This window comes from Pseudomonas sp. Eqa60, assembly GCF_018326405.1.
In the GTDB taxonomy this organism is placed as follows: Bacteria; Pseudomonadota; Gammaproteobacteria; order Pseudomonadales; family Pseudomonadaceae; genus Aquipseudomonas; species Aquipseudomonas protegens.
This window is the reverse complement of the sequence record NZ_AP024342.1, coordinates 6,275,604-6,288,614: the sequence shown is the minus strand read 5'-3', so window position 1 is coordinate 6,288,614 and position 13,011 is coordinate 6,275,604. Positions and strand designations below refer to the sequence as shown.

Below are 13,011 nucleotides of genomic sequence, written 5' to 3'. Positions count from 1 at the left end.
GAAATGCTGAGCCCCTACATGTCGCCCGTCGAACGGGTCTGGTTCTACAGCTTGCGGATTCTCTGCGGCTTGATCCTGTTGTTCCTGGTGTTGCCGGTGCTGGTGATCATCCCGCTGTCGTTCAACTCCGGCAGTTTCCTGGTGTACCCGCTGCAGGGCTTTTCGCTGCACTGGTACCAGGACTTCTTCGCCTCTGCCGAGTGGATGCGCGCGCTGAAGAACAGCGTCATCGTGGCGCCGGCCGCAACCTTGCTGGCCATGGTCTTCGGCACCCTGGCGGCCATCGGCCTGACCCGCGGTGATTTCCCCGGCAAGGCGCTGGTGATGGCCCTGGTGATTTCGCCGATGGTGGTACCGGTAGTGATCATTGGTGTGGCCAGCTACCTGTTCTTCGCCCCGCTGGGCATGGGCAACAGTTTTTTCTCGCTGATCATCGTGCACGCGGTGCTTGGGGTGCCCTTCGTGATCATCACCGTGTCGGCAACCCTGCAGGGCTTCAACCACAACCTGGTGCGGGCCGCGGCCAGCCTGGGCGCCTCGCCGCTGACCACGTTCCGCCGGGTGACCTTGCCGTTGATCGCCCCCGGGGTCATCAGTGGCGCGCTGTTCGCCTTCGCCACCTCGTTCGATGAAGTGGTGGTGACCCTGTTCCTCGCCGGCCCGGAGCAGGCCACCCTGCCGCGGCAGATGTTCAGCGGCATCCGCGAGAACCTCAGCCCGACCATCGCCGCTGCGGCCACGTTGCTGATCGCCTTCTCGGTGATCCTGCTGCTGACCCTGGAATGGCTGCGCGGGCGCAGCGAGAAACTGCGCACGGCTCAGGCCTGAGCCCCTTGGGCGGCCTTGTACTAAGGTCTGGGCCGTCCCGTCCCCTCTGCATGTCGTTCACCCGTAAACTGCGCGCTTCCCATGCTTACTGTGGAGTCGCGGGTGAACTTCAACGATGCCAGTTTCGAAGAGCTGCTCAATGCGCTGCATGACGGCGTCTACATCACCGATGGCCAGGGCCAGACCCTCAAGGTCAACCAGGCCTACGAGCGCCTCACCGGCCTGAACGGCGCCGAGCTGCTGGGGCGGCCGATGCAGGAGCTGGTGAAGAGCGGGGTGATTTCCCAGTCCGCTTCACTACGGGTACTGCAGGACGGTCGGCCGGTGTCGGTGATGCAGAGCCTCAGCCACGGCAAGAAGTTGCTGGTCAGTGCCACGCCGATCCTCGCCGCCGACCAGAGCATTCGCTATGTGGTCAGCACCGTGCGCGACATGACCGAGCTGCTGCGCATCAAGCGCGAGCGCGACGAGTTGCAGCAGCTCAAGCAGCTGCGCACCAGCACTGCGCGGCTGCATGCGGGCCAGCGTGACGACCTGTTGCAATCACCGCTGATGGCCGACCAGGAGGTTTCCGGGCGGGTCTTTGCCCAGGCCCGGCAAGTGGCCGACTGCGACGTGAAGGTGCTGCTGCAAGGGGAGACGGGTGTGGGTAAAACCCTGGTGGCGCAATTTATCCACAACGCCAGTGCTCGTGCCCGCGAACCGTTCCTGGCCCTCAACTGCGGGGCGCTGCCGGAGAACCTGATCGAGGCCGAGCTGTTCGGCTATGCCCCGGGTGCCTTCACCGGTGCCGGCAGCAAGGGCAAGCGCGGGCTGCTGGAACTGGCACACAACGGTACGCTGTTTCTCGATGAGATCGGCGATCTGCCCCTGGCGGTGCAGGTCAAGCTGCTCAAGGTCATCGAAGAGAACCGCTTCATTCCGGTGGGCGGCCTGGAGCTCAAGGAGGTGGATGTGCGCATCATCAGCGCCACCCATCACGACCTCAAGCAGCGGGTGGCCGAGGGCAAGTTCCGCGCCGACCTGTATTACCGCCTGAATGTGGTGCCCATCGCGATCCCGGCCCTGCGCGAGCGCAGCGAGGAAATCGGCCCCTTGCTGGAGTACTACCTGGAGCACTTCAACCAGCGCTATCAGCGTCAGGTGCAGTGGAGCCTGGAGGCCCTGGAACTGCTGGGCGAGTACGCCTGGCCGGGGAACATCCGCGAGCTGATCAACGTGGTGGAGCGCCTGGTGGTGACCTGCTCCGGCCAGGTGATAGAGGCCCTGGACCTGCCGGAGGACCTGATCGAGCAACAGGCCCGCAACACCGACGACAGCCGCCTGCCGCTGCGCAAGGTGCTGGAGAACGCCGAGCGCCAGGCGATTCGCGCGGCCCTGCAACTGCACAAGACCACCCGCCTGGCCGCCAAGGCGCTGGGGGTGAGCCAGGCCACGGTGGTGCAGAAGATGAAGCGCTGGGAACACTCTGATTAGGATTCTGATCAGAGCTGCCTGCAGCGATCAGCAATTCAATCGCGACGGCCCGGTCATTCCCCTGGATTTCCTTCCAGAGCCTTGTAGATCAAGGCTTTGCGTATCTTGGCACAGCTTTCGCTCTACAGCCTGCGAGCCCATTCGAGAGTGGCCGCCTGACGGCGCTCTTGCCACAACAATTAAACAAGGCCGAGCTGATGAGTATCTCTGCGTTCAAGATTGCCAACAAACTGATTACCGGCCAGGGCGCCATCGAGCAGCTGGACGCCGAACTGGCGCGCCTGCAGATCAGCAACCCGCTGATCGTCACCGATGCGATCCTGGTCAAGTCCGGCACCGTCGATCTGGCCCTGGCCCACCTGGGCGGGCGCGCCTACCGGATCTTCGACGAGGTCCAGCCGGAGCCGGAAATCGCCATAGTCCAGGCCTGCACCCAGGCTTACCGGGCCGGTGGCCACGATGGCCTGATCGGCCTGGGCGGCGGCAGCGCCATTGATATCGCCAAGGCGGTGGCGGCGTTCGCCGGCCATGAAGGCGCGCTGGAAGAACTGTTCGGGGTGGATCAGGTGCAGCGCAAGGGGCCGCCGCTGATTGCCATTCCTACCACTGCGGGCACCGGTTCGGAGGTGACCAACGTGGCGATCCTCTCGGACAAGGTGGCCCAGTTGAAAAAGGGCATCGTCAGCGATTACCTGCTGCCGGACGTAGCGCTGGTGAGCCCGGTGATGACCCTGACCTGCCCGCGCAGCGTCACCGCCGCCAGTGGCGTCGACGCGCTGGTGCATGCGGTGGAGTCCTACCTGTCGCTCAACGGTTCGCCGATCACCGACTCCCTGGCCCTGGGCGCGATCCGCCTGATCGTCAGGGCGCTGCCCAAGGCCTACGCCAACCCGGCCAACCTGCAGGCCCGGGAAGACATGGCCACCGCCAGCCTGATGGCCGGCATGGCCTTCGGCAATGCCGGAGTCGGTGCGGTGCATGCCCTGGCCTATCCCCTGGGCGGGCGCTTCAATATCGCCCACGGGGTGAGCAACGCGCTGCTACTGCCCTACGTCATGGCCTGGAACAAGATGGCCTGTGTCGAGCGCTTTCGCGATATCGCCCAGGCCATGGACCTGCCGATCGCCGGGCTCAGTGATGGCCAGGCCGCAGAGCAGGCGGTCCAGGCCATGGCTGCGCTGTGCGCTGCGGTGGACATCCCCACGGGCATGCGCAGCTTCGGTGTGCCCGAGGACGCGATCCCGGCCATGGCCGTGGAAGCGGCGGGTATCCAGCGGCTGATGCGCAACAACCCGCGCCAACTGAGCCCCGGCGATATCGAGCAGATCTACCGGGCTGCCTATTGATCGATCCTTGCCCGTGCCAACTGGCGCGGGCCGCTTTACACCGCCACCAATACCAATAAGACAGGTGCAGTTGATGCCAACGCCTTCCGACACTCGGCACGAAACGCCGTACATCGCCCTTGGCCCGTTCAAGGTGCGTTTGCCCTTTATCCACTACAAATTCGAGCTGCCGGACTACCTGCAAGGCTTGCTGATGTGCGCCGTCGACCTGGCGGCCATTCCACTGATGACCGAGTTCCTCGGCATGCCCTTCGAGATGGCCCTGGCCGTGGTCATGCTCAACGGCCTGTTGTACCTGGCCCACCATCTGCTGGGCGACCCCGTGGTGCCCGGCTGGATCACCCCGGCAGTGCCGCTGCTGATGGCCTATTGCGCGCAGTTTCCCGTGGGCCCGGAGCGTGTCCACGCGCTGATTGCCTTCCAGCTGATGCTCGGGGTGTTCTCCATCGCCCTGGGGGCCACCGGCATGGCACGCAAGGTGGTGGGCTTCGTGCCCTCGGCGATCAAGTCGGGAATCATTGTCGGCGCCGGGCTCAGTGCGGTGACCGCGGTGTTCCAGGTGGGCGGCAAATTCGACAGTTTTCCCTGGACCATTTCCATCGCCATCGGCATTGCCTTCTACCTGATCTTTTCCCAGCATTTTGCCCAGCTCAAGCTGCGCAACCGCTTCTGGTGGAACTTCGCCAAGCTGGGCATCCTGCCGATCATCCTGCTGGCGGTAGTGCTGGCGCCGCTGTTCGGTGAAGCGCCGTGGCCGACCATCCAGTGGGGCCTGAGCAAGCCGGACTTCATCGGCCTGTGGAACAACTACACCGTGTTCGGCCTGGGCATGCCGCCGCTGTCGATGTTCATCAGCGCGCTGCCAACCATGCTCGCGGTGTACATCATCGTCTTTGGCGATGTGCTCAGCGCCAAGGTGTTGCTGGACGAGGCCGAGCAGATCCGCACCGACGAAAAGGTCGACTACGACCCGGACCGCTCGCACCTGATCTTCGGCGGGCGCAACGCATTCATGAGCATCTTCGGTCCGGACATTGCCATGTGCGGGCCGAAATGGGCGGCGATGCTGGTGGTGGTGATCGAGCGCTTCAAGGGCGGGCCCAAGGCCATGAAGTCGATCTATGGCGGCATGGGCTCGTTCCGCTGGGGCACCAACACAGGCTTGCTGCTGTTGCCGGTAGTGACCCTGGTGCAGCCGATTCTCGGGGTCGCGCTGGCGCTGACCTTGCTGATCCAGGGTTACGTCAGCGTGCGCCTGGGCATTCTCGAGGCCCGTAGCCAGCGTGACCTGGGCATCGCAGGGGTGATCGGTGCAGTGCTGGCGATCAAGGGCGCCAGTTGGGGCTTTGCCATTGGCGTGGTGCTGTGCCTGCTGATCTACGGCAAGAACTTCTTCAAGGGCGAGAACGACCGGACTTTCAGCAAGGACCTGGGCGCCGCGGACGCAACTGCCGTCCCGGGTGCCCAGCCAGGGCCCCAGGCCAAGCCCGCCCGGGCGGTGGAAAGCGAGGTGGCTTGAGCCTTCGCGGGCAACGTGAGCACTGTCGTGATGCCGATCGGGCATCGCGACAGCCCGGTTGCGCAATCCCCAGCTACGCTTGTGCCGGCTCCCACCTTTATATAAGAGGCTGCGCACATGAGTATTTCCTCTTTCAAGATCGCCCATAAATTGCTGACCGGCAGCACCGCCATCGAGCAACTGGCTGCCGAGCTGACCCGCCTGGATGTCGATAACCCGCTGATCGTCACCGATACTGCCCTGCTCAGGTCCGGCACGGTGGAGCTGGCGCTGGCCCACCTGGGGGAGCGCAGTTACGAAGTCTTCGACCGGGTGCAGCCCGATCCGGAAATCGCCATCGTCGAGGACTGCATGCAGGTGTACCGCGAGGGCGGGCATGACGGGCTGATCGGCCTGGGCGGCGGCAGCGCCATCGATATTGCCAAGAGTGTCGGGGCCTATGCCGGCTATCACGGCGCCCTGGAGGACCTGTTCGGCATCGACCAGGTGCCGCGCAAGGGGCCGCCGCTGATCGCCATTCCCACCACCGCAGGCACTGGTTCGGAAGTGACCAATGTGGCGATCCTCTCGGACCGGGTCGCGCAATTGAAGAAAGGCATCATCAGCGACTACCTGCTGCCGGACGTGGCCCTGGTCAGCCCGCAGATGACCCTGACCTGTCCACCGCGTGTCACCGCGGCCAGCGGCGTCGATGCCCTGGCGCATGCCATCGAGGCCTACCTGTCCCTCAATGCTTCCGCGATCACCGACTCCCTGGCCATCGGCGCCATCAAGCTGATCGTCAAGGCTTTGCCCAAGGCCTTTGCCAACCCGGCCCACCTGCAGGCCCGGGAGGACATGGCCACCGCCAGCCTGATGGCCGGCATGGCCTTCGGCAATGCCGGGGTCGGTGCGGTGCATGCGATGGCCTATCCCCTGGGCGGACGCTTTCATATGTCCCACGGGGTCAGCAATGCCTTGCTGCTGCCCTATGTCATGACCTGGAACAAGATGGCCTGCGTCGAGCGTATGCAGGATATCGCCGAGGCCATGGGGGTACAGACCGCGCACCTGAGCGCCAGCGAGGCGGCCGACCGGGCAGTGGAGGCCATGGCAGCGTTGTGTGCGGCGGTGGAAATTCCCAGCGGCTTGCGCAGCTTCGGCGTGCCCGAGGATGCGATCCCGGCCATGGCCGTCGAGGCCGCGGGTATCGAGCGCTTGATGCGCAACAACCCGCGCCGGCTGAGCCCCGCCGATATCGAGAAGATCTATCGCGCGGCCTACTGATCATCGCGGTTACGGTGTGCGCTCCAAAGCATGAGGTATACAATGCGCGCCATCGTGATTCTGCTCAAAAAAGGTGCGTCATGCAGCCCTTCGCTATTGCTCCGTCGATTCTCTCCGCCGACTTCGCCCGTCTGGGCGAGGAAGTGGACAATGTCCTGGCCGCCGGCGCCGACATCGTGCATTTCGATGTCATGGACAACCACTATGTGCCGAACCTGACCATCGGCCCGATGGTCTGCGCTGCACTGCGCAAGTACGGGATCACCGCGCCGATCGATGCACACCTGATGGTCACTCCGGTGGACCGCATCATCGGTGACTTCATCGAAGCGGGCGCCACCTACATCACCTTCCACCCCGAAGCCACGCTGCATGTGGACCGTTCCCTGCAGATGATCCGCGAAGGCGGTTGCAAGGCCGGCCTGGTGTTCAACCCGGCAACTCCGCTGGACGTGCTCAAGTACGTGATGGACAAGGTCGACATGGTGCTGCTGATGAGTGTCAACCCGGGCTTTGGCGGGCAGAAGTTCATTCCGGGCACCCTCGACAAGCTGCGTGAGGCTCGTGCCGTGATCGATGCCTCCGGGCGGGATATCCGCCTGGAAATCGACGGTGGGGTGAACGTGGGCAACATCCGCGAAATCGCTGCCGCAGGCGCCGATACCTTTGTGGCAGGCTCGGCGATCTTCAATGCGCCGAACTATCAGGAAGTCATCGAGAAGATGCGTGCCGAACTGGCGTTGGCGCGACCATGAGCGCCTTTGAGCAGCTGTTCCAGGGGCGCCTGCCACGGCTGGTGATGTTCGACCTGGATGGCACCCTGGTCGATTCGGTACCGGACCTTGCGGCCGCCGTGGATCAGATGCTGCTCAAGCTGGGGCGCAAGCCTGCCGGTGTCGAGGCGGTGCGTGAGTGGGTTGGCAACGGTGCGCCCATGCTGGTGCGCCGGGCCCTGGCCAACAGCCTGGAGGCCCAGGGTGTCGACGATGTCGAGGCCGAGTATGCGCTGGAGCTGTTCAATACCGCCTACGAGGACAGCCACGAGTTGACCGTGGTCTATCCCGGTGCGCGCGAGACTCTCAAGTGGCTGCACAAGCAGGGCGTGGAAATGGCCCTGATTACCAACAAGCCCGAGCGTTTCGTGGCCCCCTTGCTGGACCAGATGAAAATCGGTCGGTATTTCCGCTGGATCATCGGCGGCGATACCCTGCCGCAGAAGAAACCCGACCCAGCGGCGCTGTTCTTTGTGATGAAGATGGCCAGCGTGCCAGCCTCGCAATCACTGTTCGTCGGCGATTCGCGCAGTGACGTGCTGGCAGCCAAGGCGGCGGGGGTCAAGTGCGTCGCCCTGAGCTACGGCTACAACCACGGCCGGCCGATTGCCGAGGAGTCGCCGGCGCTGGTGATCGACAACCTGCGGGCGCTGATCCCCGGTTGCTTAGAACCTGCCGCTGAGATAACGTTGCCCGACGCTGTTCCATCCCATTCTGGAAACTCCATCGTGGTGGTCACTCGCAAACTCTGGATGAAAGTCATCAAGGCCCTGGCCCGCTGGCGTTGGCGCGCCTGATTTTTGTCTGGCCGGCCCCGCCGGCGCGTTTGCATACCTGACTGTTAGACCCTCAAGCCACGAGGCACCCCATGATTCGCGAAGAATTCCTGCGTTTGGCCGCAGCCGGTTACAACCGTATCCCGCTGGCCTGCGAAACCCTTGCCGACTTCGATACCCCGCTGTCGATCTACCTGAAACTGGCCGACCAGCCCAACTCCTATCTGCTGGAGTCGGTGCAGGGCGGTGAGAAGTGGGGGCGTTACTCGATCATCGGCCTGCCGTGCCGCACTGTGCTGCGGGTGCACGGCTTCCAGGTCAGCGTGACCCATGATGGCGTGGAGATCGAAAGTCACGAAGTGGCCGACCCGCTGGCCTTCGTCGAGGAATTCAAAGCCCGCTACAACGTCCCGACCATTGCCGGCCTGCCGCGTTTCAACGGTGGCCTGGTGGGCTATTTCGGCTATGACTGCGTGCGTTATGTCGAGCCGCGCCTGGGCCCGTGCCCGAACCCGGATCCGATCGGTGTGCCGGATATCCTGCTGATGGTCTCCGACGCGGTAGTGGTGTTCGACAACCTGGCGGGCAAGGTGCACGCCATCGTGCTGGCCGACCCTGGCCAGGACAACGCCTTCGAAGCCGGCCAGGCACGTTTGCAGGAATTGCTGGCGCAACTGCGCCAGCCGATCACTCCGCGTCCGGGCCTGGATTTCAGCAAGCAGCTGGCCGCCGATCCGCTGTTCCGCTCCAGCTTTACCCAGGCTGACTATGAACGGGCCGTGGACACCATCAAGGAATACATCCTGGCCGGTGACTGCATGCAGGTGGTGCCGTCCCAGCGCATGTCCATCGATTTTTCGGCGGCGCCCATCGACCTGTACCGGGCGCTGCGCTGCTTCAACCCGACCCCTTACATGTACTTCTTCAACTTCGGTGATTTCCACGTAGTGGGCAGCTCGCCGGAAGTGCTGGTGCGGGTCGAAGACAACCTGATCACTGTGCGGCCGATCGCCGGTACCCGCCCGCGGGGCGCCTCCGAGGAGGCCGACCTGGCCCTGGAGCAGGACCTGCTGTCGGACGCCAAGGAGATCGCCGAGCACCTGATGCTGATCGACCTGGGACGCAACGACACCGGTCGGGTCTCGGAAATCGGTTCGGTGAAACTCACCGAAAAGATGGTCATCGAGCGCTATTCCAACGTGATGCACATCGTTTCCAACGTCACCGGCCAGCTCAAGGCCGGGCTGACGGCCATGGATGCGCTGCGGGCGATCCTGCCGGCGGGCACCCTGTCCGGCGCACCGAAAATCCGTGCGATGGAAATCATCGACGAGCTGGAACCGGTCAAGCGTGGGATCTATGGCGGCGCCGTGGGTTACTTCGCCTGGAACGGCAACATGGACACCGCCATTGCCATTCGCACGGCGGTGATCAAGAACGGCGAGCTGCATGTACAGGCCGGCGGCGGGATTGTTGCCGACTCGGTGCCGACCCTGGAGTGGGAAGAGACGCTGAACAAGCGTCGCGCAATGTTCCGTGCCGTGGCACTGGCGGAACAGACCCCTGCATCCAAGGCTTGAGGAGTTGCTGTCGTTGATTGGTTTTATGAGGATCCTGATGTCTATCAGGTCCTCATGAAATCCAGTGCTGTGGTGTATATCAATCGAGCGCGGGAGCGATAAGCGCCCAGCTGTTGCGCTGATGAAGGTCCCGAGCATTGCGCCCTAAGGTCTTAGGCCTGCCTGATATTTTCCTGCGGCTTTTCGAAGGCAACGAACAGTTGGTCTGCGGTGATAGTGCCAAGGTCCAGGCGCATGTTGGCTTCAAGCATGGCGAACAGGCGGGTGAATACATCGAATACCTTGCAATGTTCTTCCATGCCTGAGAACGGGTTGTCGATCTTCTCGGCGATCAGCGAGCTTTCCTGTACGGCGTCATAGACCTCACGCAAGGTGATATCGCTGGCTGGGCGTGCGAGGGTCAGGCCGCCGTGGGCGCCGCGCCATGACTTCAGAATATTGGCTTTGACCATCAACGACACGAGACTGCGTACCCGGGTGGGATGAGTCTTGACCCACTTGGCAATGGTCTCGGTACGCAACCTCTGCGGCGCGTTGGCCGCTACGAACGAGAGGATGTATGAGGCGGTGATCAGGCGGGTCGACTGACTCATCTAGTTTGAATTCTCTCTTCAGTGGTAGGGCAGTAGCGACATTCCGATCTGCCCCTTCGAACCGATAGTACTGACAAAACCCCGCCTAGCAAGAGCCTCGCTCGTAAAGAGAAGGGGATTGGCAGCGACCTGTTTTTGAGCTTAATGTATTTGTCACGATGACAATTACAAATATTTAGCATCAGTGCGTGCGAGGTCGGCTGAATCCTTTTCTCTGCGGTTCAACAGAGGCAATGCCATGAGCGATAACAACAACAAAATAACTCAAGCGATGCACGACAGCGGCCTGCCGCGTCGGGATTTTCTCAAGTACAGCGCAGCGGCGGTTGCCGTGGCCGGGGCGTTTTCAATGGGCTTGCCGCAACGCGGCTGGGCCGGGGAGGCCACCCCGAAAGCGGGCGGCGTGCTACGCATGGGCCTGGCCGGTGGCAGTACTACCGATTCTCGTGATCCAGGTTCATGGAGCGACACCTTTACCTTTGTCGGTTTCTCGGCGGTGTACAACACCCTGAGCGAAATCGGCGTCGATGGCACGGCGATCCCCGAGCTTGCCGAGCGCTGGGAATCCAGCCCCGATGCACGCATCTGGACCTTCACCTTGCGCCAGGGGGTGACCTTCCATAACGGCAAGACTCTGGATGCCGGCGATGTGGTCGCCTCAATCGGGCATCACCTGGGCGACAAGTCCACCTCGGCGGCCAAGACCGTGCTCGGCGATGTTGCCAAGGTCAGCGCCCAGGGCAATGACACCGTGGTGTTCGAACTGCATTCGGGCAATGCCGACTTCGCCTACGTGGTGGCCGATTATCACCTGGTGATCATGCCCGCCAAGGACGGCGCCGCCGACTGGCAGGCCGGGATCGGCACCGGCGGTTATCGCCTCAAGGGCTTCGAACCCGGCGTGCGCATGGACCTTGAGCGCAGCCCGGATTACTGGAAAGCCGGCCGCGCGCATTTCGCCAGCGCCGAGCTGCTGGCCATCGCCGATGGCGCCGCGCGGGTCAACGCCCTGGTCACCGGCCAGGTCGATGTGATCAACAAGGTCGATCTCAAGACTGTCGCCTTGCTCAAGCGCAACCCCAATCTGGTCATCGAAGAGACCAAGGGAGCCCAGCACTACACCTTCCCGATGCTGACCGACAGCCAGCAGTTCCAGGACAACAACATCCGTCTGGCGCTCAAACATGCGATCAACCGCGAAACCCTGCTGGCCTCGGTGCTTTATGGCTATGGCCAGATTGGCAACGACCACCCGATCCAGCCCGGTAGTCGCTTCATCAACAGCGCCCTGGAGCAGCGTGGCTATGACCCGGACAAGGCGCGTTTCTACCTGCGCCAGGCCGGGGTCGACTCTCTCAAGGTGCGCCTGCAGGCCTCTGATGCCGCTTACACCGGCGCGGTGGATGCCTCGGTGCTGTTCAAGGAGCAGGCACGCCAGGCCGGTATCGACATCGACGTGGTGCGCGAACCTGCCGACGGCTTTTTTTCCAATGTGTGGATGAAGCAGCCCTTCACCACCTCGTTCTGGTACAGCAGCCTGACCGCCGACCGCATGTTCAGCATCGGCTACGCCAAGGGCGCGGCATGGAACGAGACGCACTGGGACAACGCCCGTTTCAACCAGCTGCTCAACGCCGCTCGCGGCGAGATGAACGCGCCGCTGCGCCAGGAGATGTACAACGAAATGCAGGCCCTGTGCCGTGACGAGGGCGGGGCGATCGTGCCGCTGTTCGCAAGCTCCGTGGCCGCACGCTCCAAGCGCGTGGCCCACGGCGGGCTGACCGCGCCCTATGGCGAGCTCGACGGCCTGCGCTTGATCGAGCGCTGGTGGCAGGCGTAAGCCCGACACTTTTTGCACCTTTCTTCGTTGATCCTGTTCGAGGAGCTGTACGGTGAATAGCCTTTGCAAACTGTTGCTCCAGCGCCTGGCCCTGGGCCTGTTGTCGCTGTTGGCGGTGTCGGTGATCATCTTCCTGGCCGTTGGCATGCTCCCGGGCGATGTCGCCCAGGCCATGCTCGGCCAGGCGGCAACTCCCGAGACCGTCGCTGCCTTCCGTGCCCAACTGGGCCTGGACCTGCCGCCGCTGACCCGCTTCGGCCACTGGGCCTGGCAACTGCTGCACGGTGACCTGGGCCTGTCGCTGGCCAACCAGCGGCCGATTGCCGAGCTGATCGGCACGCGCCTGGGCAACACCTTTACCCTGGCCTTGCTGGCGGCGCTGGTGTCGGTGCCGGTAGCCTTGCTGCTGGGCATGCTCGCGGCGCTGTACCGCAACAGTTGGTTCGACCGCCTGCTCAACACCAGCGCCCTGAGCGCGGTGTCGTTCCCGGAGTTTTTCGTCGCCTATATCCTGATCCTGGTGTTCGCGGTCAAGCTCAACTGGTTGCCGAGTATCTCCAACCTGGCTCCGGGGGCATCGTTCGCCGAGGTGCTGGAGCGCTCGCTACTGCCGGTGCTGACCCTGAGCCTGGTGGTGGTCGCGCAAATGATGCGCATGACCCGCGCGGCCTTGATCAACGTGCTGGCCAGCCCCTATATCGAGATGGCCCGGCTCAAGGGCATCAGCCAGGCGCGGATCATCTTCCACCACGCCTTGCCCAATGCCCTGGCACCGATCATCAATGTGGTGGCACTGAACCTGGCCTACCTGGTGGTCGGCGTGGTGGTGGTCGAGGTGGTGTTCGTCTATCCGGGGCTCGGCCAGTTACTGGTCGACTCGGTGTCCAAGCGCGATATCCCGGTGGTGCAGGCCTGCAGCCTGATCTTCGCCGCCACCTACATCCTGCTCAATACCACGGCCGACGTGCTGTCGATTGCCAGCAACCCACGCCTGATGCATCCGAAGGGGTAAGC

Annotated in this window: 11 protein-coding genes; 10 read left to right on the top strand and 1 reads right to left on the bottom strand. The window is 63.3% G+C overall.

The features are described from left to right. The first annotated feature begins 3 nt into the window (after positions 1 to 3). The 8 genes from KI242_RS28560 to trpE all read left to right on the top strand — a co-directional run bounded on the left by KI242_RS28560 (position 4) and on the right by trpE (position 9,564). Complete coding sequence (locus KI242_RS28560) at positions 4 to 828, top strand: ABC transporter permease (protein WP_011063814.1); 825 nt, start codon at positions 4 to 6, stop codon at positions 826 to 828. A gap of 102 nt (positions 829 to 930) precedes the next feature. Beyond that, the gene (locus KI242_RS28555) at positions 931 to 2,304 is read left to right on the top strand and encodes a sigma 54-interacting transcriptional regulator (RefSeq protein WP_011063813.1); all 1,374 of its coding nucleotides are present in this window, start codon (positions 931 to 933) and stop codon (positions 2,302 to 2,304) included. A gap of 197 nt (positions 2,305 to 2,501) precedes the next feature. Continuing rightward, complete coding sequence (locus KI242_RS28550; protein WP_011063812.1) at positions 2,502 to 3,650, top strand: iron-containing alcohol dehydrogenase; 1,149 nt, start codon at positions 2,502 to 2,504, stop codon at positions 3,648 to 3,650. 73 nt (positions 3,651 to 3,723) lie between these two features. After that, on the top strand, positions 3,724 to 5,169 hold the full coding sequence (locus KI242_RS28545; RefSeq protein WP_125063642.1) for a hypothetical protein: 1,446 nt from the start codon (positions 3,724 to 3,726) through the stop codon (positions 5,167 to 5,169). Between the two features lie 117 nt (positions 5,170 to 5,286). Beyond that, positions 5,287 to 6,435 carry an iron-containing alcohol dehydrogenase gene (locus KI242_RS28540; RefSeq protein WP_011063810.1) on the top strand — a complete coding sequence of 383 codons (1,149 nt, stop codon included), beginning with the start codon at positions 5,287 to 5,289 and terminating at the stop codon, positions 6,433 to 6,435. An 80-nt stretch (positions 6,436 to 6,515) separates the two neighbouring features. Next, the gene (gene rpe, locus KI242_RS28535) at positions 6,516 to 7,190 is read left to right on the top strand and encodes a ribulose-phosphate 3-epimerase (RefSeq protein WP_212805734.1); all 675 of its coding nucleotides are present in this window, start codon (positions 6,516 to 6,518) and stop codon (positions 7,188 to 7,190) included. After that, positions 7,187 to 8,005, top strand: coding sequence for a phosphoglycolate phosphatase (locus KI242_RS28530; RefSeq protein WP_011063808.1), 819 nt, complete (start codon positions 7,187 to 7,189; stop codon positions 8,003 to 8,005). Before rpe ends, KI242_RS28530 begins: the two co-directional genes overlap by 4 nt. Before the next feature lie 71 nt (positions 8,006 to 8,076). Then, on the top strand, positions 8,077 to 9,564 hold the full coding sequence (gene trpE / locus KI242_RS28525) for an anthranilate synthase component I (protein WP_011063807.1): 1,488 nt from the start codon (positions 8,077 to 8,079) through the stop codon (positions 9,562 to 9,564). A 152-nt stretch (positions 9,565 to 9,716) separates the two neighbouring features. On the opposite strand, the gene KI242_RS28520 is transcribed toward trpE, so the two are convergent. Further along, positions 9,717 to 10,157, bottom strand: a complete 441-nt coding sequence (locus KI242_RS28520; protein ID WP_015637243.1) for an Rrf2 family transcriptional regulator — start codon at positions 10,155 to 10,157, stop codon at positions 9,717 to 9,719. Between the two features lie 238 nt (positions 10,158 to 10,395). Here KI242_RS28520 and KI242_RS28515 point away from each other — a divergent pair, with 238 nt between their 5' ends. Then, complete coding sequence (locus KI242_RS28515; protein ID WP_011063805.1) at positions 10,396 to 11,997, top strand: ABC transporter substrate-binding protein; 1,602 nt, start codon at positions 10,396 to 10,398, stop codon at positions 11,995 to 11,997. 52 nt (positions 11,998 to 12,049) lie between these two features. After that, on the top strand, positions 12,050 to 13,009 hold the full coding sequence (locus tag KI242_RS28510; protein ID WP_011063804.1) for an ABC transporter permease: 960 nt from the start codon (positions 12,050 to 12,052) through the stop codon (positions 13,007 to 13,009). Positions 13,010 to 13,011: the final 2 nt, after the last annotated feature.

What these genes read in the sequence shown, in the direction of transcription:
- KI242_RS28530 (WP_011063808.1), top strand. Translation starts at nt 7,187, where the DNA reads ATGAGCGCCTTTGAGCAGCTGTTCCAGGGGCGCCTGCCACGGCTGGTG.
- KI242_RS28545 (WP_125063642.1), top strand. Translation starts at nt 3,724, where the DNA reads ATGCCAACGCCTTCCGACACTCGGCACGAAACGCCGTACATCGCCCTT.
- KI242_RS28560 (WP_011063814.1), top strand. Translation starts at nt 4, where the DNA reads ATGCTGAGCCCCTACATGTCGCCCGTCGAACGGGTCTGGTTCTACAGC.
- trpE (WP_011063807.1), top strand. Translation starts at nt 8,077, where the DNA reads ATGATTCGCGAAGAATTCCTGCGTTTGGCCGCAGCCGGTTACAACCGT.
- KI242_RS28515 (WP_011063805.1), top strand. Translation starts at nt 10,396, where the DNA reads ATGAGCGATAACAACAACAAAATAACTCAAGCGATGCACGACAGCGGC.
- rpe (WP_212805734.1), top strand. Translation starts at nt 6,516, where the DNA reads ATGCAGCCCTTCGCTATTGCTCCGTCGATTCTCTCCGCCGACTTCGCC.
- KI242_RS28540 (WP_011063810.1), top strand. Translation starts at nt 5,287, where the DNA reads ATGAGTATTTCCTCTTTCAAGATCGCCCATAAATTGCTGACCGGCAGC.
- KI242_RS28520 (WP_015637243.1), bottom strand. Translation starts at nt 10,157, where the DNA reads ATGAGTCAGTCGACCCGCCTGATCACCGCCTCATACATCCTCTCGTTC.
- KI242_RS28550 (WP_011063812.1), top strand. Translation starts at nt 2,502, where the DNA reads ATGAGTATCTCTGCGTTCAAGATTGCCAACAAACTGATTACCGGCCAG.